The following is a 25,808-nucleotide window of genomic DNA, read 5'->3' on the forward strand; positions in this document are numbered from 1 at the left end:
GAATGATTAAATTAAAAAATCTTGTAAAAAGCTATATAACCGAAGATATAAAAACAACTGCTATTAATGATATAAATTTGGAAATAAACAGCGGTGACTTTGTATCAATTATGGGCCCTTCAGGCTGTGGTAAGTCAACTCTCCTGTCGATACTGGGCATGCTAGATAGCCCATGCCAGGGAGAATATCTATTTAATGATAAGAACTTGGCCAACTTAAAAGAAAGTCAGCTAAGCGATATTCGCAAAGCGAATCTAGGCTTTGTCTTCCAAAGCTTCAACCTGATTGATGAACTTACGGTGTTTGAGAACGTTGCACTGCCTTTGATGTATAACAACGCAGATAAAGCCCTGCAAAAAGAACGCGTCAATGCCTTGCTTGAACGCTTTGATATCGCCCACAGAGCAAATCATTTACCGCAGCAACTGTCAGGAGGTCAGCAGCAGCGCGTTGCTATCGCTCGTGCTCTGGCAACAAACCCAAAGCTAATTTTAGCTGATGAACCTACCGGTAACCTAGATTCAAAAAATGGTGCTGAGGTAATGAAGCTACTCAGTGAACTGAATAGAGAAGGAACGACCATTATAATGGTGACGCACTCGGAACAAGACGCGCAGTATGGTAATAAAATCATCAAACTACTCGATGGTAAGATTCACCATAATCGCCCTATTGAGGTGCTGGAGGTGGAGTGTGCTTAAGCTACAATTCATCACGGCTGTTCGACTACTAAACAAGTACCGCCAACATTCTATTTTAAACATTATAGGTCTCGCTTTTGGCTTAGCTGCAGCAATTTTAGTCTTTTTATATGCTTCCTATGAAACGAGTTACGACAAATTTCATCCAGCCCCAGAGCACACATACCGTGTAGCGCAAAACTGGCCTTCTCTGGGACTAAACGCTCCGGTAAGCAGTTCCGCAATGAACCCACACTTCTCGGCTGTAGAAGGCGTTACGGATATCTTAAACCTTATCCACATGAGCCCAGTGATTAACAATGAAATTAAAATCAATGATAGTCCTCTCAAATTAGAGAACTTGTATGCAACCACGGCAAATTTTGCTGAGTTCTTTACACTCGAAGTGGTAGCAGGTGATCTCGATAAAACCCTTACTACCCCAAATTATATAGCATTATCCCAATCGCAAGCTTTGCGCCTTTTTGGTGAAACGTCAGTATTGGGTAAAACACTTGATAATGAGCAAGTTACATGGACCGTAGGTGCTATATTCAAAGATTTGCCAGAAAACACTCATTTGAAAATAGACTTTTTGACAAGCATACAAGTACAGCTGCTAGGTGAGCCAAATCCACTTGGCAACGACAGTTTCACCTATGTCAAAGTTGAACAACAGCAGTACGTTGCAAACATTGCCGCACAGTACACGCAGCTATACAACGATGTAGTTTATCGTGGCGAAAATATGGTTGAAGTTTCACTCCAACGCTTGAGTGATATTTACCTATCGGCGAACTCTCGATTTGAGATGAAAGTTCATGGTTCTCAGTTTATCGTTGATGTCTGCATTGGCCTGACATTTTTACTCATCGCTATCGCCTCTATTAACTTTATCAATATGAGCACTGCTCAGGCGGTATTGAGAGCCAAAGAAGTGGGTGTAAAAAAGGCAATGGGGGCCTCTAAACAGAGCCTGATCACACAGTTTTTATGTGAGTCTTTGGTGATCTCAACCATCGCAACCATACTTGCAGCCATTGTGGCCATTACATTATTACCTTGGTTTAATGCAGTGATTGAAAAGGAACTTAGCTTTGATATCACGCCAGTAAGCATTTTATTCTTATTAGGGATTGATTTGGTGGTCGGCTTAATCGCGGGTTTATACCCAGCCTTCTTCTTAACGGCATTTGATGCCAAACGTGTTTTAAGTGGTGATCTCACTCGTGGAACCACTGCTGTAAGGATCAGAAAAGCACTTATGATATTACAGGCGTCTTTATCCATTGCACTAATTATTGGCGCATTTATCTTACATCAGCAATTAAATTATATGACTACCATAGAGACGGGTTATCAAAAAGAAAATCGTCTAGAAATCTCTGGTATCAATCGCGCTGTTCTTTTCGATAACCCGGACAGCAACCTGGCACGTGCATTTTCGCAATTACCATTTGTCGACTCAGCGACAATTTCTGACACCTCTTTGACTAAATCAATAAACACCTCTGCCAGACTTCTTTGGCCTGGTGCAGATCAGGATGTGCCTATTCTACCTTTTATTGGTACAGGTTTTGATCCAGTGAAAACACAAGGCTTAACCTTACTTCATGGCCGAGACTTCAGTGCGACCTACACATCTGATTGGCATGCCGTTGATACACAAGGAAATGAGACAGCAAGCATTATTATCAGTGAATCTGTCGCACGTATGGCTGGCGGCAGTGATCTGGCAAGCTTAGTGGGTGAAACTTGGACATTTACCACTGGCGAGGAATCTGATCTGATGATCCGTGTAAAGGTTGTCGGTATCGTCTCAGATTTGACAATTGGTTCCGCAAAGCATGGAGCATCCCCTAGTTTCTTCATCTGTGGTTATAGCTGGATGAATGAAGGGAATGTTGTCCTGAATTTTAACACCCCTATCACTCCAATCCATAAAAGCGAAGTAACGGAATTCGCTCAGACGAGATTCAATTTGTTTAACCTGCCAATGAATGAGGTTCATTACAACTATGAAAATCTGTACAAATCAGATCGTAAAACGGCCCATATTGTCGCAGTATTCTCCGTCTTAGTTGTGATACTGACTTGTGTTGGTATCTTTGGTCTATGTTCATTCTCAGCAAATCGTCGTCAAAAGGAAATTGCAGTACGTAAGGTATTAGGTGCTTCTAAATTATCGTTAATGAACTTACTTGCAAAAGAATTCGTTGTGCTGACCGTGATCAGTGCAGCAATTGCATTCCCTCTCACCTATATGGTCACATCGGATTGGTTAGCTGGGTTTAATATCAGGATTGAGCAACCTTGGTTTATCTATATCACTGCACTGATGCTAGTCAGTACAATAGTTTGGCTTACGGTTGCAAGTATCGCTTATAAAACAGCATCAACAAGGCCTGCAAACAGCCTACGCTACGAATAGCGACCTCGCGAGCTCTACTCAGTCTGGAGCTCGCTCACTTTCAGGTTATTTCGCTACTGAAACATTTAATAGATGATTATTTTGCAGTCGCTTTGCGTAAACGTAGACCTGCCCCTTCACTGCACCAGTAAAAATACCAAAAAAAGAATCCGTTTTGCGCTCAACATCCAATAACTTTGTCACCGTTAAGCTTCTCAAATCCATCTTGCTAATACTATTCCCCGAGCTGAAGTAAACAAACTCATTCGTCATAGACCAGCTTAGATGCGTGATATCAGACAAGTCTAACAACACCTGCTCACTACCATTTTCAAGTTCTCGTTTTATTAGTCTGTAACTTTTATCAAAGTAGTACAAATAGTCTTCATCTATCATTCGAGCAGAATGAATACCTTTTTTGGTTAGACGCACAAACTTTTGCTCTTTTAGGCTATAGCTCCATGCATCACTAGTATCTTTAATCAACGTCATCAGGATATTGTCATTGAGCCCCCAACTTGCATCTGCGATGGTGTCATTCACTGTGATGCTCTCTACAATATTAAGATTATCCATTGAGATTATTTCTAATTGATTTTGATAGGCAACTAGAAGCTGACTGTCATCTGGTGACAAAACAATGTCCACTATCTCAGTCGTTGGTAGTGAAAGCAATTTGGTACGCGCCCCATCAATCATTTTCCAAAGCGACTGATTTCTTGCGCCCCTTGTTAGGAAGATACCGCCATTTGCACGGTTAAATGGTGCCACCAAGGACTCTGTTACATCTGACACTGAGAAAGGGGTGAGCAACGGCGTTGAGGTACTTTCGTCAACCTGATAAATATTACCATCCAGTAATTTTGTCGAAAATATTAACTGCTCAGCTGACACCACCATAGCGCTATGCATTTCCTTTTCGAGTGGAAAATACACACTAGATACTATTTTACTGGCAAGCTCATATGTCATGAGCTTGTTTTCATTGTCATCAAACCACATGACTTTTGCATCATCATCAGACCAGTCGACAGAGCGCAGTCTGTAGTTTAATCGCACTAATATTTCTTGATCACTGCCATCTGCATTAGCCTTAAAAATAGCCGTGCCATTTTTGATAGAGCGTAAAAATAAGATTTCGTTCTTACTATTAGATAACTTAACGTAAAAGTCTCCGCTAAAGCGAATATTCGGTGAGGTAACTTGAAATTCTGTCCCACTGACTAGGTCTTTACTAAAGATAGCTGAAATATACGGTCGATCACGATAGTCATACTTTGTGTATAACAGTGTATTTTCTACACTGGTCACACTCATTCTGCGCTCTGCATGGCAATCCCAAACTTTAGTATGCTCCGCATCTGTTGAGTCAGGCATGAATGTGGCAGACCACAGCTCACATACCTTATTCTCACCTATCCTACTGATCTGATAGTACAAACGTAAACTGTCTGCCGCCCATCCTGTCGGCATCACATTAGCGCCCTCTCGCTCTACCAGTTTGATGTTCTGTAGGGATTTCATATCTTTCACGTATAAGGCTGAATTACGATCGCCTTCAGCTAGAAATGAATAAGCTAAAAACCTTCCACCCAAAGATAAGTCTTGAAACGCGACCGAGCCTTTGCTCCACGTTAGTATCTCTTTATCTAATTGCGTGATGTACTCTTTGTTTTTAACAAGCTCAGAGGAAGGATCAATTTCTTCTGTTATTAGAGGTAATTGATCTTTGAGCATGACGCCTGCGACCACACAGATGGCTATAGCCACTCCTCCCCAGATGTACTTAGTAATGGGCGTGCGTGACGGCGATAAATTTGCAGAGCTAGGAGCTGGCTTGTGAGTGATAGTTGGCGCTATGGGTTCTGGCCTAGTATTACTAGCGTCAGTCTGCGTACCTTTATAGATAACCTCAGCATCTAGCACAAAGCTGTAACCAGTACGGTAGTGAGTTTTTAATGTCTGACCACGTTGCTTTTCTGATTTAAGTGCTTTTCTCAATTCTGAAATTGCGCGGTTTATCGCATTATCATCCACATACGGCTGTTGCCATACCTCGTCCGATAACTCTTGGCGCGTGACAATACGATTGCTGTTTTCAATAAAGTATAACAGCATCCTAAATAGTAACGGTTCTAACTCCCTTTCTATTTTATCGTTGTCAGTAAGTAAGTGTCTATCTGGATATATCGTCCAAGATTCCAGTTTTATTTTTTCTATATTTTTACAAAACGCAACAATATTCATATTATTTTTGAGGATACAGGAATAAAAGCAGAGTAAGTATGTAAAAGCGCCTCAACAGCGACTAGAGCTGGTGCTTTAATACAATACATCCAAGTTATGCACGCCACGATATTTAGTCAATCAAAAGGCCTTTAAACTATACTATTTTAAATAGCTCTCAATGTGAACAACTCTTCTCTTATAATTGACGAATACATACCAACAAAATAACAATAAGTTTCAAACAAACCCATTAAATTGCTAATTTTTACCTAAAAGCAACAGTGTTTTGAGCTTAATTGCAAAAGTGAGGAAATAATATAGGGTTATGTTGGGGATAGCTAAGAGTGGATTGAATAACAAACAAAAAACCCACGCAATGCGTGGGTTTTTGATAACCAGATAGGCGGCTGCTTATTTGCGCAGCTGGCGTAGAAGGCGTAGTTGAGCAAGAGCTTCTTCAAGCTGCAATGCCGCACGCTGATAATCCAGCTCGCTTGCAGTGCCAGAAGCTAATTGCGCCTGCGCTTCACGTTTAGCTTCTTCAGCAGCTTGCTCATCAATTTCATCCGCACGAATAGCTACGTCCGCAAGGACGGTAACTGTTTTCGGTTGAACTTCAAGCGTACCGCCGGCAACGTAGATAACTTCTTCTGAGCTATCTGCTTTAACCAAACGTACCATACCAGGTTTTAGGCCAGTCAGTAGTGGCGCGTGGCCAGGGTGAATACCAAGTTCACCTTCACTACCTGTCACTTGAATCGTAGCCACTTCGCCAGAGAATAAACTCTGCTCTGCACTTACTACGTCAAGGTGTACTGTCATTGCCATAACAACCTCCTAATTACATGTTTTTAGCTTTATCAACTGCTTCGTCGATTGAGCCAACCATGTAGAATGCCTGCTCAGGCATATCATCGTAATCACCGTTTAGGATGCCCTTAAAGCCAGAGATTGTGTCTTTAAGAGATACGTATTTACCAGGTGCACCTGTAAATACCTCAGCAACGAAGAATGGCTGAGATAGGAAACGCTGGATCTTACGTGCACGAGATACTACTTGCTTATCTTCGTCAGATAGCTCGTCCATACCTAGAATTGCGATGATGTCTTTCAGCTCTTTATAACGCTGAAGAACTGTCTGAACGCCACGTGCTGTGTCGTAGTGCTCTTGACCGATAACTTGTGGGTCAAGCTGACGTGAAGTTGAATCTAGAGGGTCTACCGCAGGGTAAATACCTAGAGACGCGATATCACGAGAAAGTACTACTGTCGCATCTAAGTGAGCAAACGTCGTTGCTGGAGATGGGTCAGTCAAGTCATCCGCAGGTACGTATACCGCTTGGATTGAAGTGATTGAACCTGTCTTAGTTGATGCGATACGCTCCTGTAGAACACCCATTTCTTCAGCTAGTGTAGGCTGGTAACCTACTGCTGAAGGCATACGACCTAGAAGTGCTGATACTTCAGTACCTGCTAGTGTATAACGGTAGATGTTATCTACGAAGAATAGTACGTCACGACCTTCGTCACGGAACTTCTCAGCCATTGTAAGACCAGTTAGTGCAACACGTAGACGGTTACCCGGTGGCTCGTTCATCTGACCATATACTAGCGATACTTTGTCTAGTACGTTTGAGTCGTTCATCTCATGGTAGAAGTCATTACCCTCACGAGTACGCTCACCAACACCTGCGAATACTGAGTAACCGCTGTGCTCGATTGCGATGTTACGGATAAGTTCCATCATGTTTACGGTTTTACCTACACCCGCACCACCGAATAGACCAACTTTACCACCTTTAGCGAATGGACATACAAGGTCGATAACCTTGATACCAGTCTCTAGAAGTTCAACTGAGTTGCTCTGATCTTCGTATGATGGTGCTGCACGGTGAATAGACCAACGCTCTTCTTCACCAATAGGGCCCGCTTCATCAATTGCATCACCAAGTACGTTCATGATACGACCTAGTGTTGCTGTACCAACTGGAACCTTAATTGGCTCAGCTGTACCTTGTACTGGAGTACCACGACGTAGACCGTCAGTACTACCTAGTGCGATACCACGTACCACACCGCCACCTAGCTGCTGTTGCACTTCTAGTGTCAAACCAGCTAAGTCGCCTTCTGTAACTTTTAGTGCGTCATATACGGCTGGCACGTTGTCTTGTGGAAACTCGATGTCCACAACGGCGCCGATAATTTGGACGACCTTACCTAAACTCATGTCTATTCCTCTTATTAAACTTTGCCGAAGCGTTATACGGCAGCCGAACCGCTCACAATCTCACTAATTTCTTGTGTGATTGCGGCCTGACGTGCCTTGTTGTATACCAGCTGTAGCTCATCAATCAGGCCACCTGCATTATCTGTTGCGGCTTTCATCGCAACCATACGGGCAGCTTGTTCAGAGGCAGCATTCTCAACTACACCTTGGTAGACCTGAGACTCAATAAAGCGCACTAATAGTGTCTCTAAAATCGCCTCTGGGCTTGGCTCATATAGATAATCCCAAGCGTGAGCTGATACATCTTCTTCAGCTTTTGGCAAAGGTAATAACTGATCGATAACAGGCTCTTGTTTCATTGTGTTGACAAACTGGTTGTACACAACAAATAAGCGGTCAATTTTGCCTTCTTCAAATGCTTTAAGCATTACTTTTACAGGACCAATAATATCCTGAACTGAAGGCGTATCTCCTAACCCGGTCTTCTTGGCTTCTAGCTCACCGCCAAAACGCTTAAAGAAACCAGCAGCTTTGCTGCCTAGAGCTGCGAACGTTGCCTCAACCCCTTTGTCTTTCCACGCTTTTGCGTCTCTTACTACTTTTTTGAACTCGTTTGAGTTCAAACCACCACATAGACCACGGTCAGTAGAGATAACAATATAACCAACTCGCTTCACTTCGCGTTCTTGTAAGAACGGGTGAGTGAAGTCAAGATTAGCCTGAGCAACACGACCGATCACTTTGCGTAAGTTTTCAGCGTATGGACGACTAGACGCTACGCGTTCTTGTGCCTTCTTCATTTTAGAAGCGGCAACCATCTCCATTGCGCTGGTGATCTTTTGAGTATTCTTGATACTCCCGATCTTGCTTTTTATCTCTTTTCCGCTGGCCATGACTCTCTCTCCGAATCTCGGTGAGTAGTTCCCTACTCACCTTAATAACACATTACCAAGTTTGCGTAGATTTGAACTTCTCTAGAAGTTCTTTCAGCTGCGCTTCGATCTCGGCGTTGTAGTTACCAGTTTCATTGATTTGAGCCATTAGCTCTGCGTACTCGCTCTTAGCAAATGCGATTAGGCTTGCTTCAAAATCAAGAATCTTGTTGATTTCGATGCCTTTTAAGAAGCCTTTCTCTACTGCAAATAGCGATAATGACATATCAGCAACAGACATTGGTGCGTACTGTTTCTGCTTCATTAGCTCTGTTACACGCTCACCGTGTTCAAGCTGTGCACGCGTTGCATCGTCAAGGTCAGAAGCGAACTGAGAGAACGCTGCTAGTTCACGGTACTGAGCTAGCGCTAGACGGATACCACCACCTAGTTTCTTAACGATTTTAGTTTGCGCTGCACCACCTACACGAGATACCGAGATACCAGCGTTAACCGCTGGACGGATACCTGCGTTGAACAAGTCAGTTTCCAAGAAGATCTGACCGTCAGTGATTGAGATAACGTTGGTAGGTACGAATGCAGAAACGTCACCACCTTGAGTTTCAATGATTGGCAATGCCGTCAATGAACCTGTTTTACCTTTAACTTCACCATTTGTGAACTTCTCAACGTAGTCAGCGTTTACACGTGACGCACGCTCTAGAAGACGTGAGTGAAGGTAGAATACGTCACCTGGGTATGCTTCACGACCTGGTGGACGCTTAAGTAGTAGTGAGATTTGACGGTAAGCAACAGCTTGCTTAGACAGATCATCATATACGATTAGTGCATCTTCACCGCGGTCACGGAAGTATTCACCCATAGTACAACCAGAGAACGGCGCTAGGAATTGTAGTGCTGCAGATTCTGATGCAGAAGCAACTACTACGATAGTGTTTGCAAGTGCACCGTGCTCTTCTAGTTTACGTACTACGTTAGCAATTGTTGACGCTTTTTGACCAACCGCTACGTACACACACTTAACGCCTGTGTCTTTTTGGTTGATGATAGCATCGATTGCTAGTGCTGTTTTACCAGTCTGGCGGTCACCGATCACAAGCTCACGCTGACCACGACCAACTGGGATCATCGCATCGATAGACTTATAACCAGTTTGTACTGGCTCATCTACTGATTGACGCTCGATTACGCCAGGTGCGATTTTTTCAACTGGTTCAAAACCATCGTTATCAACAGCGCCTTTACCGTCGATTGGCTCACCAAGTGTGTTAACAACACGACCTAGTAGGCCACGGCCTACTGGTACTTCAAGGATACGACCAGTTGATTTAACTTTTACGCCTTCTTTAAGGTCAGCGTATGGACCCATTACTACAGCACCTACTGAGTCACGCTCAAGGTTTAGTGCGATAGCATAACGGTTGCCAGGAAGCTCGATCATCTCACCCTGCATACAGTCAGCAAGACCGTGGATGCGGATGATACCGTCGGTAACAGATACGATAGTACCTTCGTTACGCGCTTCACTTACAACTTCAAACTGCTCAATGCGTTGCTTGATCAGTGCAGAAATTTCTGTGGAATTAAGTTGCATGCTCTTTTTCCCAATTACGATTGTAGCGACGTCGCAAGACGATCTAATTTGCCGCGAACAGAACCGTCAATTACGGTGTCACCGGCTTTAATCACAAGGCCACTTACAATGGCTTCGTCGATGCTACAATTCAGCTTAACTTTGCGTGCGAAACGTTTCTCAAGTGCCGCGACCAATTTTGCTTGCGCATCATCCGCAAGCGCTGTTGCCGAAACCACATCTACTTCGATTTCTTTGTCATAGTCTGCTTTAAATTCAGCAAACAACTCTGCAACAGCTGGAATGGCAGCTAAACGCTCATTTTCGGCCATCAGCTTGATAAGGTTTTGACCTTGTTCGTTGAGTTGCTCAGCACATAACTTGATAATGATTTCAGACTGCTGTGTTTCAGTAGCAATGCTACCAAGTAGCGCCTGAACCTGTTCGTCGCTGGTAACTTGACCAGCGAAGAACAGCATTTCATTCCAAGCTTCAACTGTGCCTTTTTCAACGGCAAGTTCAAAAGCCGCTTTAGCGTATGGGCGAGCGATAGTAGTCAATTCAGACATGCTCATACCCCCTGCTTAAAGCTCAGCGACAAGTTTTTCAACGATGTCACTGTGTGTGGCTTGATTGATTTCACGCTCTAAAATCTTCTCAGCACCTGCGATAGAAAGTGCAGCGACTTGTGAACGCAGCTCTTCTTTCACACGGTTGCGCTCAGACTCAATTTCAGAGTGTCCCTGAGCAATGATTTTTTCACGCTCTTGCTGACCACGAGTTGTCTCTTCGTCAACAATTAGCGCAGCACGCTTCTTAGCTTGTTCGATGATTTCAGCCGCTTGTGCTTTCGCTTCTTTCAGCTGTTCAGCGCCTTGTGCACGTACGCGCTCAAGTTCTTTTTCAGCTTCATCAGATGCTGCTAAACCATCTTCAATTTTCTTTTGGCGAGCTTCAATCGCACCATTTAGTGGTGGCCATACGAACTTCATACAGAACCATACGAAGACCACAAATGCGATTAATTCACCTATTAGAGTGGCGTTTAAGTTCACGACCGCTCCTCCTTACTTGACAGTTGTTCGTTTCAGGTATTTTGCAATATTAAAGAGCGAACAACATGTACATAGCGATACCTACACCGATCATTGCAACGGCATCGATAAGACCAGCTAGGATGAACATTTTAACTTGTAGTGAAGGCGCAAGCTCAGGCTGACGAGCACATGCTTCTAGGAACTTACCACCCATGTTACCGAAGCCTAGTGCAGTACCGATAGCACCAAAACCGATTAGTAGTGCAACAGCGATAAGTTTAATAGCAACTGCGATTTCCATTTTTATCTCCAAAGTTTTAATAGTAAATTAAAGTTTAAGTTTAAATTTAAGTTGTAAAAATCTTTATTATTCAGCTGATTAGTGACTTTCTGTACTAGCCATGCTGAGGTAAACGATAGTCAGCATCATAAATACGAATGCTTGCAGCACGATTACCATAATGTGGAATACTGCCCACACGAAGTGCAGTGGTAACTGCATCAAACCAATTGCACCGATAAGGATGAAGATCATCTCACCTGCGTATAAGTTACCGAACAAACGTAGTGCTAGCGAGAATGGCTTAGCAACCAATGCGATTGTTTCAAGTAGTAAGTTAAACGGGATCAACACTGCCATCATTAGTTTGTTTTTAGAGCTAAATGGGTGCAATGTTAATTCTGCAATAAAGCCACCGATGCCTTTGATTTTAATTGAATAACCGATCATCAGAATAAACACACCTAGCGCCAGTGCTGCGGTCATGTTTAAATCTGTTGTAGGTACAATCTTCATGTACACATCGTGTGAATCCATACCAAATGCTTGTTCACCAACAAAGCCAGCAAATGCAGGTAGGAAGTCAACTGGAACTAAGTCCATCAAGTTCATTAAGAATACCCAAACGAAAATCGTTAGGGCTAGAGGTGCAACTAACTTGCTGTTACCGTGATATGTGTCACGAACGTTGGCACCAACGAACTCAACAACCATTTCGATAAAGCACTGGAATTTACCAGGAACACCTATAGTGGATTTTTTAGCGGCACTTCGGAAGATCCATAAAAATATTAGACCTAAACCGATTGACCATGCGAGGGTATCTACATGCCATGTCCAGAAACCACTATCCGCACATGCTTTGTTGAAGGCAAGACCGGCATCGGTCGAGCACATCTTGGCATTGGTCAAGTGGTGCTGAATATGGCTTGATAGAGTAACTTCTTCTGCAGCCATGTTTTATCCCAAAAGTTAATGATTAAAAAAAATCAGGACCAACCATTGTGTCAGCATCACGAGCATATAAGCGCCAAAAAAAGGCAGCATCATTACTGAAAAATGCTTAAAAATCAGTGCAAAGAGCACAACAGTTAGCAAAAATTTTAATCCATTTCCTCGTTTTATCGAGGAATATACTTGATTTGCTTTGCTCGCACCCATAAATCGAAAGGCGTAAGCAGCAAATACAAAATTAGGGAGTACCAACACAGCACCGCCAGCTAACGCTGAAACTCCGGCTTGTACTCCCCAACTTATAAAAACGATTACTGCAGCGACTAATGCTACGATACCCTGAATCAAAACACCTTTTAATGCGGCTCGCCGATATGGGCGGGCTAACGAATGAGTCACTTTATATTAACCTTAATGACGTTAAATTTTATCAGGGTATGAAAACTGGCGAAATTATACTTGTTTCTGCTTAATTTGCAACTTGACGAGACGAAATGTGACGCTTTTTGGACGCCAAATAGGTCAAAATTTGGTAGGGAAGAAAGCTTAAATTAAAGCCTATACAAGAGTGGCTATTTTTCCATCAAAGTTATTAGTATTCTCGCTATTTCACAGCATATCGGTACGGAAATAGCGGCGCAAAAGCAAGCACCGCATTCACGTATTAGTCAATTAGTTAAGTTTACAATTAGTCAGCTTCATTCATTTCAGGGTTAATACGCCCCAAAATACCATCAAGTTCATCCAAACTAGCATAGGAAATAACCAGTTTACCTTTGCCTTTCTGGTTGTAGTTGATCTCTACTTTAGCACCTAAGTTTTCCTGTAATTGCTGCTCAAGCAGCTTCACATCAGGATCCTTTTGCTTCGCTTCTTTTTTCTCGACAGGCTCTAAAATGGTACGAACCAGTTTTTCGGTTTCTCTTACAGTTAATCCTTTAGCCACAGCAGTTCTCGCCGCTTCAGATTGCGCTTCACCAGTTAGGGCAAGTAGACAGCGAGCATGGCCCATTTCTATGTCGCCATGTTCCAACAAGATTTTTACATCATCATTGAGATTGTTGAGACGAAGTAAATTGGTGACCGTCGTACGCGATTTGCCAACCGCATCGGCAACTTGCTGATGCGTGAGTTCAAATTCATTAAGCAAGCGATCTAGCGCAATTGCTTCTTCCATTGCATTGAGGTCTTCACGCTGAATGTTTTCAATAAGCGCAATAGCAACAGCCGCTTCATCCGGCACATCTTTGATTAAACAAGGAACGGTATCTTGCTTAGCCAACTGTGCCGCACGCCAGCGTCTTTCACCGGCAATAATTTCAAAGCTTTGCGTGGCAACTTTACGCACCACAATTGGCTGTAAAATCCCCTGCGAACGGATCGAACTAGCCAGTTCCTCAAGTGCCTGCTCTGACATATCTTTGCGCGGCTGATACTTACCCGGCGTTAGCCACTCAATAGGTAATCGTTGTAACTCTTGTTCAACCGCCGATTCAGCAGGCGCTTCACTGACTGTCGCAACGGCTTCTTGTTGATTAGGTACAGGTGCTGCAGTACTTGGATTAGGTTTAGCTGAGCTGAGTAGGGCATCCAACCCTCGGCCTAAACCACGTTTTTTAACCGACATGTTCTTTTTATCCTCTTAGGCAACCGCAGCTGCTTGCTTTTCTTTGCGTCTTAGCATTTCACCCGCTAGCGCTAGATAAGCTTTCGCACCGCTTGATGCTCTATCATAATACATCGCAGGCGCTCCAAAACTTGGCGCCTCCGCTAATCGCACATTACGAGGGATCACAGTCCGGTACACTTTATCGCCAAAGTGTTGTTTTAACTGCTCAGATACGTCGTTAGCTAGACGATTACGCGGGTCATACATAGTGCGTAAAATGCCTTCAATTTGCAATCCTGGATTCACCAACTTACCGAGTTGGGTAATGGTGTCCATTAAAGCAGTTAATCCCTCCAGTGCATAATATTCACACTGCATCGGAACTAAAACTGCATCGGCGGCAGCCATGGCATTTACCGTTAGCATATTTAATGAAGGTGGACAGTCGATGAATATATATTCATATTTATCTTTTATCGTCTCAAGGGCGTTGCGTAGTCTCACTTCGCGCGCAAACAACTCCATTAGCTTGACTTCTGCCGCGGTTACATCGCCATTCGCTGCGATCAAATGATACTCGCCGCTGGTTTCTGTGGTGATCACTTGATCCATTGGCGCTTCTTCGATCAACAAATCATAAACCGTTGCGACATCGGCGTATTTATCAACGCCACTGCCCATGGTTGCATTGCCTTGAGGATCGAGATCGATCAACAGAACTTTACGTTTAGTCGCCGCCATGGACGCGGCTAAATTCACCGCCGTGGTTGTTTTACCAACACCACCTTTTTGGTTTGCTATTGCAATGACTCTTGCCACATTGTCCTCGACAATTAATCTTTAGAAAGAATGATTAAATGGCGCTCACCTTCAAGCTTGGGCACCACTAAACTAATATCTTGCGATAAACTCACGCCGTTTGGTAGGTGTTCTAGCTCATCCGCTGGGTATTGCCCCTTAAGTGCTAAGAATACACCTTGGTTATCGATTAAATGTGAACACCACTGGATCATATCTTGTAGTGATGCAAAAGCACGGCTGAGTACACCGTCTAATTTAACACTTGGCTGATATTCTTCAACTCGAGACTGCACAGGGGTAACATTCTCAATACCAAGCCCATGTTTTACCTGCATTAAAAATCGAATTCTTTTACCAAGGCTATCAAGAAGAACAAAATTGATGTCCGGTCTAGCTATCGCTAATACCATACCCGGTAAACCCGGTCCGGTGCCTACATCAATATAATGACTGCCCGTTAGGTGTGGCGCAACAACCAAAGAGTCCATGATATGTTTTACCATCATTTCTTTTGGGTCGCGAACGGATGTGAGGTTGTAGGCTTTGTTCCATTTATCCAGCAGCTGGACATATTCGACCAACTGCTGCTTTTGTTGTTCGCTGAGCTCGATTGAGGTATCAGCGAGTAATTCATTCAATTGTTCTAATAACACAGTGTTCCACTGCTATTACGCCGACTTACGTAATAGCCCTTGCTTTTTCAGATACACTAATAATAGCGAAATAGCAGCAGGGGTGATACCAGAAATACGTGAAGCTTGGCCAATCGTTTGTGGACGAGCATCAGTTAGCTTTGCCACAACCTCATTTGACAGACCGCTTACCAGAGCATAATCAAACTCAGCAGGCAGTAATGTCTCTTCATGACGAAGCTGTTTATTAATCTCATCTTGTTGACGCGCAATATAACCGGCGTACTTAGTTTGGATCTCTACCTGTTCAAGGGCTGGAATATTATCAAACTCAGATCCTAATCCTTCAATAGCCATTAGGTCATGATAATTAACCTCTGGACGGCGGATCAGATCTTCAAGACTGGCTTCGCGTACTAGTGGCTTTTTCAGCAGTTCGTTTACCGCATCAAGTGCTGGATGATCTTTATGGATCCAAGTATTGCGCAGACGCTGTGCTTCTTGTTCCATGATTTCAAGTTTATCGTTGTATGCAGCCCAGCGTTCATCGTCAACTAAACCTAATTCGCGACCTTTTTCTGTTAGACGTAAATCCGCATTGTCTTCACGCAGTAACAAACGGTATTCAGCACGAGAGGTAAACATACGATAAGGTTCTTTTGTACCAAGCGTGGCTAAATCATCGATCAACACGCCTGCATAAGCTTCATCACGGCGCGGTGTCCATGCTTCACGGCCTTGAACTTGAAGTGCTGCGTTCATACCCGCAATCAAACCTTGTGCACCGGCTTCTTCATAACCGGTTGTACCATTGATTTGACCTGCGAAGAATAAGCCATTGATAAACTTTGTTTCCAATGACTGCTTAAGGTCACGCGGATCAAAGAAGTCATACTCAATTGCATAGCCAGGACGACAAATATGCGCATTCTCAAAGCCTTTAATAGAACGCACGATCTCCAGTTGGATATCAAATGGTAAGCTGGTGGAGATGCCATTCGGATATAGCTCGTATGATGTTAAGCCTTCAGGTTCTACGAAGATCTGATGCTTTTCTTTATCAGCAAAACGCACAATTTTATCTTCAATTGAAGGGCAGTAACGTGGACCAATCCCCTCAATCACGCCTGCATACATAGGCGAACGATGTAAGTTATTGCGGATCACATCATGGGTTTTTTCATTGGTATAGGTGATATAACAAGGGATCTGTTTTGGATGATCAGACACTTTACCCATAAACGAGAAAACCGGAGTCGGGGTATCGCCAGGTTGTTCTTGCATCACTGAAAAATCAACCGTTCTTGCATCGATACGTGGCGGTGTACCTGTTTTTAGACGATCAACTCGAAAAGGCATTTCACGTAAACGCTCAGCCAAAGCAATAGAAGGTGGATCGCCAGCACGGCCGCCTTTAAAGTTTTCTAAACCAATATGGATCTGACCACCTAAGAAAGTACCAACGGTTAGCACTACTGACGAAGCGCTAAAACGCAAACCCATTTGGGTCACGACACCTTTTACCTGATCGCCTTCAACAATAAGATCATCACAAGACTGTTGGAAGATCTTTAAGTTTTCTTGATGTTGCAAAATGTCTTGGATCGCAGCTTTATACAATGCGCGATCTGCCTGAGCGCGAGTCGCTCGTACTGCTGGGCCTTTCGATGAATTAAGCGTTCTGAATTGGATCCCACCTTTGTCGATTGCTTTGGCCATTGCACCACCAAGTGCATCAATCTCTTTAACCAAATGACCTTTACCAATCCCACCAATAGCTGGGTTACACGACATTTGGCCTAAGGTATCCATATTGTGTGTTAACAATAAGGTATTCATACCCATACGAGCAGCTGCAAGTGCAGCTTCAGTGCCTGCGTGTCCACCACCAACAACGATGACATCAAAATGTTCATGATAAATCATTTACGGGATCCTACTTAAAACAACCGAGCAAATTTAGAAAGGATGCGTATTCTACCTAGAATTAACCAGAAGTGAAATGGTTAAACTTTGCACAACGCAAAAAAGAGATCACTTAAAATATATAAGGATCTTTTTAAAGATCTTTATTGATCTTACTATTACTGATCCTTTGATCTGTGAATAGTTTTGTATTCCTGTTGAGATCCAATTGCTTAACTAAGATCAATTGATGTGAATTAGATCGGATCAACAGGCCTAAAACCTTTGATCAATTTGCCACTTTATTCACAGGGCTAGATCTGAATTTTTTTATCCAATGGATAAGTAAGCATAGATCAGCAGTTAGATCATAGGTTATCCACAATGCGATCTAAAATAGACTGAATTTGTGAATAACTTCTGTGTATTTCAATGTCGCAGCGTTAAGCGACACATTCAACAAACTTAGGTAACCAAGCAATAGCGGTATCTTCTGGTAGATCTGGGTGTAAAACATCGATCTTTTCTATGTCTAACAGCTGTGTTGCACCTTTTTCTTTAAGTAAATCAGCAAGATTAATAGCTGCGTGGTTAAAGGTGTCGTAACTTGAATCACCAATTCCCACTACTGCAAAGCGTAGCTGACTCAGATCCGAACTCGCTTTTAACGCTGATATAAAAGGTAGTAAGTTTTCTGGGTAGTCACCGGCTCCATAGGTTGATGTCACCACCAGCCACAGTGCTTGCTGACAAGCTTCAAGCTCAGGTTGTTCATGCAAATTTACGGTATAGCCTTGAGATTCAAGCGATTCCATTAGCTGTTCAGCAACGTATTCTGCTGATCCCATTTGGCTGCCTACAATAAGATCTAAAGTTTGCATTATTACCCTTACCTAAGTCGTGTTGCGCGTCATCTTAGCGTTTAACATGAATATGTAAAGAGGGCTTTGAAGTTATTGGATAAAAATATTTGCACAAATAATGTGTGATTTTTATTTTCTTTATTTATCTATATGAAAGGAAAGAGAAAAATAAAATATTCCTGAGCTTAACTTGGTGATCTATTTGTGGATAATCTATGGGATAGCTGCGCTTAAAAGTGCTTTTATAACGCTGGAACTACGATTGAAGAAGTAAGAACTTCGCTGTTTTTGAATGGATTTTGAGGTTGTGGATGAAGAGTTGTGGATAACGATCTAAAAGCCCGAAGTCGATCCAGACTTTTAGATCTATTTAGTTAGATCCATATAATAAAAGAGTCTAAAAAACCGGTCAGATTTCGGGATTAATTTAGCTTGACAGCCTAGTTGTGAGAACTGGTTGCTCAAATAAGAACTCAACCGTATGCTCTTCGAGCAGTTTTTTAGTGGCTGACTCTTGCTGTGCTATCACATGATCGCTGAGTGCATTACCTGATGAGATACGTTTGACTCCTAACTCAGCTAACACCTGTTTATCACTAAATCCGGGCAACAACATCACATTGACTGGAATTGAAAGCAGGGCTGTTAGGCGTTTTATCATCGCGGTGTCGGTTAAACCAGGAATAAAAAAGCCATCGCAACCTGCTGTTTGGTAAGCGAGCGCACGCTCATGAAGCGTCGCTTCCGTCCAATGTGGTTGTAAGCAAAGATCGCAACGTGCATTGATAAAGAAGTGTTTGAAACCGCGATGATGTAATGCTTGTTTGATTGCCTGCAATAGCGCTTGGTGTGATGCTATATCGCGTAAGCTGCTCTGGTGACTGGGCTTGTCTTCAATATTGATACCTGCAACGCCAAGGTCGGCCAATTGGATAATATGTTTGATGATCTGATTTTGATCCGCGCTGTAGCCTGCCTCAATATCAACACTTAATGGAATAGTGATCATCTTAAGAATGGCACTTACTGTTTGTAGTACATGATCAAATGTGAGTTGTTCTCCATCTTTATAGCCCTGATGATTTGACATACCCCAACTTGTTGTCGCAACAGCTTTGCCACCAGCCTGCTCAATAATAAGTGCCGATAAAGGATCCCAGCAATTAGCGATAAAGAGCGGGCTAGTGTTTTGATGAAGGGCTTTAAAAGTTGTACGTTGATCCATTTTATTTCTCCTAAGTTGACACACTTAGGGTACGCAGTTTATCGATGTTGGACTGGCCAAATTTGGCACTCAACATTTTGATACACATTTTCACGAAAAAGTAAGGTGAAAATGTTATTTAAAAAAATATGTATTATTTTTATGCAGTTAGAGTTAGTTTTTGCAATATGAGTATTTTTATTATTTATTCATGTTATTGATATTTATAGTTTTTATTTTTTTTCCTCATTACTTGTTATGTCATTCGCTTTGATGTTAATACTGATGGTGAATTGAACAACACGGCAAGGATTGCTCTGGTAATAGTATCTATTTCCACCTCAAAACTGGATTTGGGTTGAACAATGAAGTGTTTATGGCTTACTTCTCGTACTTGAGAGAGCCATATAAACAAAGTGCTTACTAATAGCTGTTACATAACCGCAAAATTAAGGAAAAAAGATGAAAAAATTAATTGAAAAAAGTGCGCTATCTAGTATTTCTGGTGGTAGTGGTGTTTTGGATCCATTAGATCCAGCGTCGTCTGTTTTACACCCTGTTAGACCTGAATCTTCAGTACTGCACCCAGTTAGACCTGAGTCTTCAGTATTGCATCCTGTTAGACCTGAATCTTCGGTACTACACCCTGTTAAACCCATCTAATACATTGAATTGATATGCGTTGGTATATGTGTTGTTGCCAACGATATTACCTTACATTTTACTTTTTATTAATATAATTCAAAGACTTAATTTATCTGTTGTATTGACCTCATCATTAAGATTGGAAATAATAGCTTCGACTTTAAGGAACTATAAAAGGTAAAGCATGGATAAGGAACTGCACATTAGTGCTGCTGAAGATTGGTATTCATTTCGTATTAGCGCTTCTGGAGAGCTGGAATTTAAACGTGTTGCACTATGGGCCGCTGATGAACAGGGTTCTGTGAGGGGGTTAGTCTCAGGTAGTGGCAACAAGAAATTCGCTAACTATTTATACAATGCACCACACGCGCACGGTGGTTATATTCATTGGAATGATATGACACCCGATCAACAGAAAAAGGCAAAGCAGGACTGCCAAATAGATATCGATAGGTTAAAAGAGCTGCAAGCTGACGATACTAGCTCGTAATCGACACCCGCTGATTTTAAATATTTACTTGAAATTACCGCAGTTTACAGAGCTGTGCTTCATTATTTTTCTACTCTATAGTCCGATTAGTGCGGCTATACGTTAAATTCAATTAGAAATAACGACATGAATCAATTCGATAAAAACCAGATTATCACGCTGGATATTCAAGACCCGCAACAAATCAAACTAGCATTAACACAATATAAAGCTTTATTAGATGAGGATAGGGCTTTTAGCGATAGTCAATTTGATGTTGAGTTTAAGCAACTGGGAAAAGACGGTAAACGCCGCCTACAACCACAAGATAGCGGCAACAACCTTAAGTTGCTGCAGTCTGCGTTAAACTTAGGCCAAGAAGGCGGATCGCACCACTATAACCATCCTATAGATGATGATACTGAAACTTATATTTCTGAAGTCATTCTGTTTGCAGCAGCTCTGCAATATCCTGAAATTAAAGAGGTTGTTGTAGAAACCGCCCAAGCCATCGTTGCTTATAGTCGACGCCAAAACGACACAGACGAAATGTGGCTTGATGATATGCGGGTATTTGGCGTAGAAGCATTATATATGCTTGCAAAGACGGATATACGGTACACCTTCTTGCTTGCACAGTTTTTTGTGCCTTACTGGGATGATGAGCATGCCTGCGGTTACGAAAGCTATTTAAGTTCGTTGCTTCATGAGCATGGCTGGCATAAAGAAATAATCAAAGCATTTATATGGTGTGACAACGAGAGCTTTAGATCTGGCATGTTCCAAAATGATCGATATAGTGACGATTGTAGCTACCAGCCATTGGGGGAATATTTATGCCAGCACCCCGAGCACTACGAACAATTTAAAGCATTAGTCGTTGCACGTTTCCAAGCAGAGCCTGTATTACTTGAGCGTGTCGATACTATGTGCGATGAGGATGAAGAAGAAGACTTAAGTACTTATCAACCCGTCGTGTCTCTATACCAATCGCTATTCCCTCATACTTGTTTTTATGACGATGAAGAAGCCAAAGATAGCTTTATGGCAATGCCATTTTTTGGCAGCACGCTCGAAAATGAAGCGTATGATTTACAGCAAAAAGTCCAATCACAGGTTGTAGGGCCGCTCGTTAAAATAGCACAGAGTGCCATTACTGCGCGTGCAAACTATCGCGCCTATCTCGCCAGAGACGAGAGAAAATATGAGCTTAACTATGGTAGCAATTTATTGAAGCCCTTAGTGCTAGCTATGCCCCAAGGTGAATCATTGTGGCGCTATATTGAAAGTGGTGAGCCACACACCGTGTTAGAAACACTCTGTGAAGTTGATGTACTTGAATTAGCGAAACTGCATGCCAGTGACATGGCTGAGCATCTTATTGAGCAATTGAGTAGTTTCGAGCGCAATAACCAAGGTATAGCCGACGAATTGGAGTCGGTGCTCAGTCTTGTACGGGGCGATTTACTGACTGATCACTTCAGTGAAGAAGTTGAATATACACAACCAAATGGCATGGTGCTGACGCTTACGGTACGCAAAGATACAGAAACGAGCTTACTACAAGCTCGCGCTCAGCAATACTTGCGCGTGATTGACGTATTTTACTATGCTCTAGGCAAACGTGAGTTTAGTAAATATATGATGGCATCACTTACCGAAGGTGATGAGGCGCTACTTTCTAGAGAAGCCTATTATCAGCGCTACACTCAACTCTCCTTATCTGATATTGAGAGCGCAGCAGAAAGTGCCAAAGCCAAAAACATCCAATCGATATTTCATCACTTCACCAACCAAGATGAATTACTGTGCCGCAAGCATCTTAAGTTGGTTGATGAGCATTTTCGCTCATCCCGTGCGCGGTGCCATCCAGAGCAGTGGCCACAATCGGATATGGGCTTAATGACACTGGCCAGCTATCACCTTCATTGTGATTACAATCAGCGTATTGGCGACGATATTACAGAGGCACTGGTAACTTATCTTAACGACAATCATATTTGGCAACTCGCTGCCCAGCACATAATTCAAAAATGTCATAAAAAGTCAGACCATTATAACCCTGAAAATCTAGGGTTATCTGAGGAACAAATAGCGCGGATCTGTGACCACTTTACTGCAGACACGCCGCGAGATGATTTGGTCAGTATATTGGCACTAGTACAGCCACACTTGTATCGAGATGAGTGCTGTCGCGGCGATCTTTACTTAAATAAATTTAGTGAGCAGCAACCCAGTTATCAGCTTTTTAAAGATCATGATGATGACTTTCAGCGCTTTACCTTAGCCGCATTTTTGTTGCGGCAATTACCTTTACCCTTACAAAATAAAGCAGATCGTTTGTGGCAATTTATTATTGCATTGGCGCCAGTTAGGGTTGCACGCAATGTGCTTCGTGCTTATTCAGATGATCATTGGGATATAGAGTTTAATAATATACTCGATGGGATTGATGTCTATGAGCACTTAAGTAAAGCTGGAATAGATAGCGGTATTCTGAATGCCTATGAAATGAGTTATCAACGTTATGACTTCGGGCGTTACGTAAATTGGATAGAGATTTACAGCGAAATAGTCAGTGATGATACCAGTATGTTTGGCAGCATGGGGCGTAAAAAAGCCAAAGCCATGGAGCGGGGGCTTGCGTATATTAATGAGCGCACGAAAGTTGAGTTTTTACATCATGTTTCGCTCAAACATCCTGAAGTTGCAGTCGACTTTGATCATGACTTGCGCCGTGCGATAGATATTTTTGCGCAATTAAATCTGCACTCTTGGGAGCATGCGTTGGCACACGAGTCAGGTAAGGATTGTCTGTATTTCGGTGAAGGTGAAAAGTTACCAAAGAAGCTGCATAAAGCCATTGTGGCAGATAGCCTTTCAATACATGATAAACCTTGTCATGTTGATGGTCGAAGTTGGGAAGCCTGCACTGTGTTGCAGCAGCAAGGAGACAATTATGTGATTGTGATAGCCGATCATGAGGTGCCGCTTGCTTGGTATGAAGACAGACTGCCATCGGGACCCTTATTGGTATTCTCAGAGCAGGTTGAACGTGCTGCTATTGTAAAGCGCGTTGCTGAACTTCAAGTGCAGTCCAATCGTATTAACGGGATTGTTGAACAAACGATGGCTTATCTAGATAACGAAATAGAGTTTGACGCCATGGCTGCGCTTTTCAAAGAGCAAATATCCACCGAGTTTATGCGTATCGATGCCGATGAATACCACATGTATAGTCTGCGTCAATTTGTGTGGATGCTAGATGTTAAGCGTCGCAACAAACTGGTACGTCTGCTTCTTAATCATGACTATCGCGGCTTTAAATTAATTGAAGCGCAAATGGAGCAACCTTGGTTGTTACACCAACTGGCACACAATGAAATTGATTTTGAGACTTATCTATCAAACAGCGATGAGTATGAAGGTGAAGCATCCGAGGCCGGTATGGCATTTTTACTCGCCTGGTTATTTGATATCGGCGTTAAATCCGAACACCTGATGCTGTTTTGTATTAAGCGCAGCCATTTTGACGTGTGTCGTGAGTTTATTGTGGCACATGCCCGTGGCCAATATGGCAGTTTTAAACAGAGTTTGAGCTACCTACACGCGGGTCGCCGCGCTGAACTTCCTGAAATATTAAGCCAAGAAGCAGATGCTGAAGTATTGCTAGCTCCATTGAAAAAAGACAAATCTCGTAAGGTAAAAGAAGCAGTAAGCCATTACTGTAGTTAGTGTATAGTCATACGCCCGAACATCGGGCGTATGACAACTCAAATATTTGGATTATTTATCCGAAGCTCAGGTTATTTACCAATACAGAATGAGCTAAAGATTTTGCCTAGCAAATCATCTGAGGTGAATTCGCCGGTGATCTCATTGAGGTATTGCTGGGTTAGGCGCAGCTCTTCTGCCAGAATTTCACCGGCAATGTGCATCTCTAGCTGAGTTTGGCCTATTTCTAGGTGCTCAGCAGCGCGTTCTAGGGCGTCTAAATGACGACGACGAGCCATAAAGCCACCCTCAGTTGCACCTGTGAATCCAATACAGGCTTTCAGGTGTTCTCTCAATAAATCAATGCCTTGAATATCTTTGGCACTCAGGCGAATAAGAGTATGGCCATCACTCGTTGTTGTGCCAATGGCTTCACCGCTCAAATCGACTTTATTGCGGATCACCGTAATCTCCATACCTTGCGGTAGTTGCTCAATAAAATCAGGCCAGATCTTCGCAGGATCGGTTTCGTGGGTTTCTGTGCCATCTACCATAAACAGTACATGATCGGCACCACGGATTTCTTCCCAAGCACGCTCTATGCCTATCTGTTCTACTTTATCTGGACTATCACGAAGTCCTGCAGTGTCGATAATATGAAGCGGCATACCATCGATATGAATGTGCTCACGCAGTACATCCCGTGTGGTACCTGCAATGTCTGTAACAATCGCGGCTTCACGGCCAGCTAAGGCATTGAGTAGCGATGATTTACCTGCGTTAGGACGACCTGCAATCACCACGCGCATACCTTCACGCATAATACTGCCTTGCTTGGCTTGTTTACGCACTTCAGCGAGTTGCTGAATAATGCTCTCAAGATCCCCTGCGACTTTACCATCTGACAGAAAATCAATTTCTTCATCGGGGAAATCAATTGCAGCTTCAACATACATACGAAGGTGAATTACTTTTTCGACCAATGCGTTGATATGTTTAGAGAAGTCACCTTGCAGTGAATGTAGTGCACTTTTTGCAGCTTGCTCGCTGGTGGCGTTGATCAAGTCTGCGATAGCTTCTGCTTGCGTTAAGTCTAGCTTGTCGTTCATAAAAGCACGTTCTGAGAACTCACCAGGCTTTGCCAAGCGCACTTGCTCGATTTGGCTTATCTCCTTTAGCAGCATATCAAGGACAACCGGACCACCGTGGCCTTGTAGCTCAAGCACATCTTCTCCTGTGAATGAGTTTGGTCCTTGAAAGAACAGCGCAATGCCTTGGTCAAGCTGTTCACCTGCTAGGGTGTTGAATGGCAGGTATTCGGCATAGCGAGTTTTAGGGCATTTACCTAAGATTTGCTCGGCGACCTCTTTGGCTTTACTACCAGATACTCGAATAATGCCAACGCCACCGCGACCCGGAGCGGTAGCCTGTGCTGCTATGGTGTCTTGTGCAATCATGATTTACTAATTCTAATGGAAATACGAGGTGATAAATGAATTGTACAGCAAAGCAACAGACTCAGCCATGCTGGGGCGTGTTTGCTGTTATAAACTGTAGCAAAAATGGATATGTAGTGAAGCATGAAGACTTGTACTGGATCAAGACAACGGCAAAAAAATGGTCGTTTATCTCATTTTTAATAAAAAAGACTTTATTTGTTCGTTTAATAGATAGTTAAATAGT

Annotated in this window: 22 protein-coding genes; 5 read left to right on the top strand and 17 right to left on the bottom strand. The window is 42.8% G+C overall.

What is annotated here, in order from left to right; translation table 11 throughout:
* Positions 1-2: 2 nt before the first annotated feature.
* Complete coding sequence (locus CWC29_RS16595) at positions 3-701, top strand: ABC transporter ATP-binding protein (RefSeq protein ID WP_128727190.1); 699 nt, start codon at positions 3-5, stop codon at positions 699-701.
* Complete coding sequence (locus CWC29_RS16600) at positions 694-3,111, top strand: ABC transporter permease (protein ID WP_161568685.1); 2,418 nt, start codon at positions 694-696, stop codon at positions 3,109-3,111. The genes CWC29_RS16595 and CWC29_RS16600 overlap by 8 nt, the downstream gene beginning before the upstream one ends.
* Before the next feature lie 45 nt (positions 3,112-3,156).
* On the opposite strand, the gene CWC29_RS16605 is transcribed toward CWC29_RS16600, so the two are convergent.
* The 16 genes from CWC29_RS16605 to CWC29_RS16680 all read right to left on the bottom strand — a co-directional run bounded on the left by CWC29_RS16605 (position 3,157) and on the right by CWC29_RS16680 (position 19,318).
* On the bottom strand, positions 3,157-5,337 hold the full coding sequence (locus tag CWC29_RS16605) for a winged helix-turn-helix domain-containing protein (RefSeq protein ID WP_128727188.1): 2,181 nt from the start codon (positions 5,335-5,337) through the stop codon (positions 3,157-3,159).
* Between the two features lie 393 nt (positions 5,338-5,730).
* Positions 5,731-6,147 (bottom strand): F0F1 ATP synthase subunit epsilon, encoded by a 417-nt coding sequence (locus tag CWC29_RS16610; RefSeq protein ID WP_125253641.1) that lies wholly within the window; start codon positions 6,145-6,147, stop codon positions 5,731-5,733.
* 13 nt (positions 6,148-6,160) lie between these two features.
* Positions 6,161-7,546, bottom strand: a complete 1,386-nt coding sequence (gene atpD, locus CWC29_RS16615; RefSeq protein ID WP_128732332.1) for a F0F1 ATP synthase subunit beta — start codon at positions 7,544-7,546, stop codon at positions 6,161-6,163.
* A 32-nt stretch (positions 7,547-7,578) separates the two neighbouring features.
* Positions 7,579-8,439 (bottom strand): F0F1 ATP synthase subunit gamma, encoded by an 861-nt coding sequence (atpG, locus tag CWC29_RS16620; RefSeq protein ID WP_125253643.1) that lies wholly within the window; start codon positions 8,437-8,439, stop codon positions 7,579-7,581.
* Between the two features lie 52 nt (positions 8,440-8,491).
* Positions 8,492-10,033: a F0F1 ATP synthase subunit alpha gene (gene atpA, locus CWC29_RS16625; protein WP_128727187.1), complete on the bottom strand. Its 1,542-nt coding sequence runs from the start codon at positions 10,031-10,033 to the stop codon at positions 8,492-8,494.
* Positions 10,034-10,047: 14 nt separating this feature from the next.
* Positions 10,048-10,581, bottom strand: coding sequence for a F0F1 ATP synthase subunit delta (atpH, locus tag CWC29_RS16630; protein WP_125253645.1), 534 nt, complete (start codon positions 10,579-10,581; stop codon positions 10,048-10,050).
* Between the two features lie 15 nt (positions 10,582-10,596).
* Entirely contained in the window at positions 10,597-11,067 is a 471-nt protein-coding gene (atpF, locus tag CWC29_RS16635; protein WP_010376882.1) for a F0F1 ATP synthase subunit B, read from the bottom strand.
* Positions 11,068-11,116: 49 nt separating this feature from the next.
* Positions 11,117-11,350, bottom strand: coding sequence for a F0F1 ATP synthase subunit C (gene atpE / locus CWC29_RS16640; RefSeq protein WP_010376881.1), 234 nt, complete (start codon positions 11,348-11,350; stop codon positions 11,117-11,119).
* A 78-nt stretch (positions 11,351-11,428) separates the two neighbouring features.
* Positions 11,429-12,286 (bottom strand): F0F1 ATP synthase subunit A, encoded by an 858-nt coding sequence (gene atpB, locus CWC29_RS16645; protein WP_010376880.1) that lies wholly within the window; start codon positions 12,284-12,286, stop codon positions 11,429-11,431.
* Positions 12,287-12,301: 15 nt separating this feature from the next.
* Positions 12,302-12,682: an ATP synthase subunit I gene (locus CWC29_RS16650; protein ID WP_138522609.1), complete on the bottom strand. Its 381-nt coding sequence runs from the start codon at positions 12,680-12,682 to the stop codon at positions 12,302-12,304.
* Positions 12,683-12,971: 289 nt separating this feature from the next.
* Positions 12,972-13,910: a ParB/RepB/Spo0J family partition protein gene (locus tag CWC29_RS16655; protein WP_128727185.1), complete on the bottom strand. Its 939-nt coding sequence runs from the start codon at positions 13,908-13,910 to the stop codon at positions 12,972-12,974.
* 15 nt (positions 13,911-13,925) lie between these two features.
* A complete protein-coding gene (locus tag CWC29_RS16660; protein WP_010376876.1) occupies positions 13,926-14,711 on the bottom strand; it encodes a ParA family protein in 786 nt (261 codons plus the stop codon).
* Positions 14,712-14,725: 14 nt separating this feature from the next.
* Positions 14,726-15,346 carry a 16S rRNA (guanine(527)-N(7))-methyltransferase RsmG gene (gene rsmG, locus CWC29_RS16665; protein ID WP_128727184.1) on the bottom strand — a complete coding sequence of 207 codons (621 nt, stop codon included), beginning with the start codon at positions 15,344-15,346 and terminating at the stop codon, positions 14,726-14,728.
* Positions 15,347-15,361: 15 nt separating this feature from the next.
* Positions 15,362-17,251, bottom strand: coding sequence for a tRNA uridine-5-carboxymethylaminomethyl(34) synthesis enzyme MnmG (gene mnmG, locus CWC29_RS16670; protein WP_138522611.1), 1,890 nt, complete (start codon positions 17,249-17,251; stop codon positions 15,362-15,364).
* A 422-nt stretch (positions 17,252-17,673) separates the two neighbouring features.
* Positions 17,674-18,111 carry an FMN-binding protein MioC gene (mioC, locus tag CWC29_RS16675; RefSeq protein WP_128727182.1) on the bottom strand — a complete coding sequence of 146 codons (438 nt, stop codon included), beginning with the start codon at positions 18,109-18,111 and terminating at the stop codon, positions 17,674-17,676.
* Between the two features lie 409 nt (positions 18,112-18,520).
* Positions 18,521-19,318, bottom strand: a complete 798-nt coding sequence (locus CWC29_RS16680) for an isocitrate lyase/PEP mutase family protein (protein ID WP_138522613.1) — start codon at positions 19,316-19,318, stop codon at positions 18,521-18,523.
* A 441-nt stretch (positions 19,319-19,759) separates the two neighbouring features.
* On the opposite strand from CWC29_RS16680, the gene CWC29_RS16685 reads away from it, so the two are divergent.
* From CWC29_RS16685 to CWC29_RS16695, 3 genes are all read left to right on the top strand, one after another.
* A complete protein-coding gene (locus CWC29_RS16685) occupies positions 19,760-19,960 on the top strand; it encodes a hypothetical protein (protein ID WP_125253654.1) in 201 nt (66 codons plus the stop codon).
* A gap of 166 nt (positions 19,961-20,126) precedes the next feature.
* A complete protein-coding gene (locus CWC29_RS16690; RefSeq protein WP_128727180.1) occupies positions 20,127-20,432 on the top strand; it encodes a hypothetical protein in 306 nt (101 codons plus the stop codon).
* A gap of 126 nt (positions 20,433-20,558) precedes the next feature.
* Positions 20,559-24,146: a hypothetical protein gene (locus CWC29_RS16695; protein ID WP_138522615.1), complete on the top strand. Its 3,588-nt coding sequence runs from the start codon at positions 20,559-20,561 to the stop codon at positions 24,144-24,146.
* Between the two features lie 71 nt (positions 24,147-24,217).
* Here the strand turns inward: CWC29_RS16695 and mnmE are convergent, their stop codons facing one another.
* Positions 24,218-25,582 carry a tRNA uridine-5-carboxymethylaminomethyl(34) synthesis GTPase MnmE gene (mnmE, locus tag CWC29_RS16700; RefSeq protein WP_138522617.1) on the bottom strand — a complete coding sequence of 455 codons (1,365 nt, stop codon included), beginning with the start codon at positions 25,580-25,582 and terminating at the stop codon, positions 24,218-24,220.
* Between the last annotated feature and the right edge of the window lie 226 nt (positions 25,583-25,808).

This window comes from Pseudoalteromonas galatheae, assembly GCF_005886105.2.
GTDB classification, from domain to species: Bacteria; Pseudomonadota; Gammaproteobacteria; order Enterobacterales; family Alteromonadaceae; genus Pseudoalteromonas; species Pseudoalteromonas galatheae.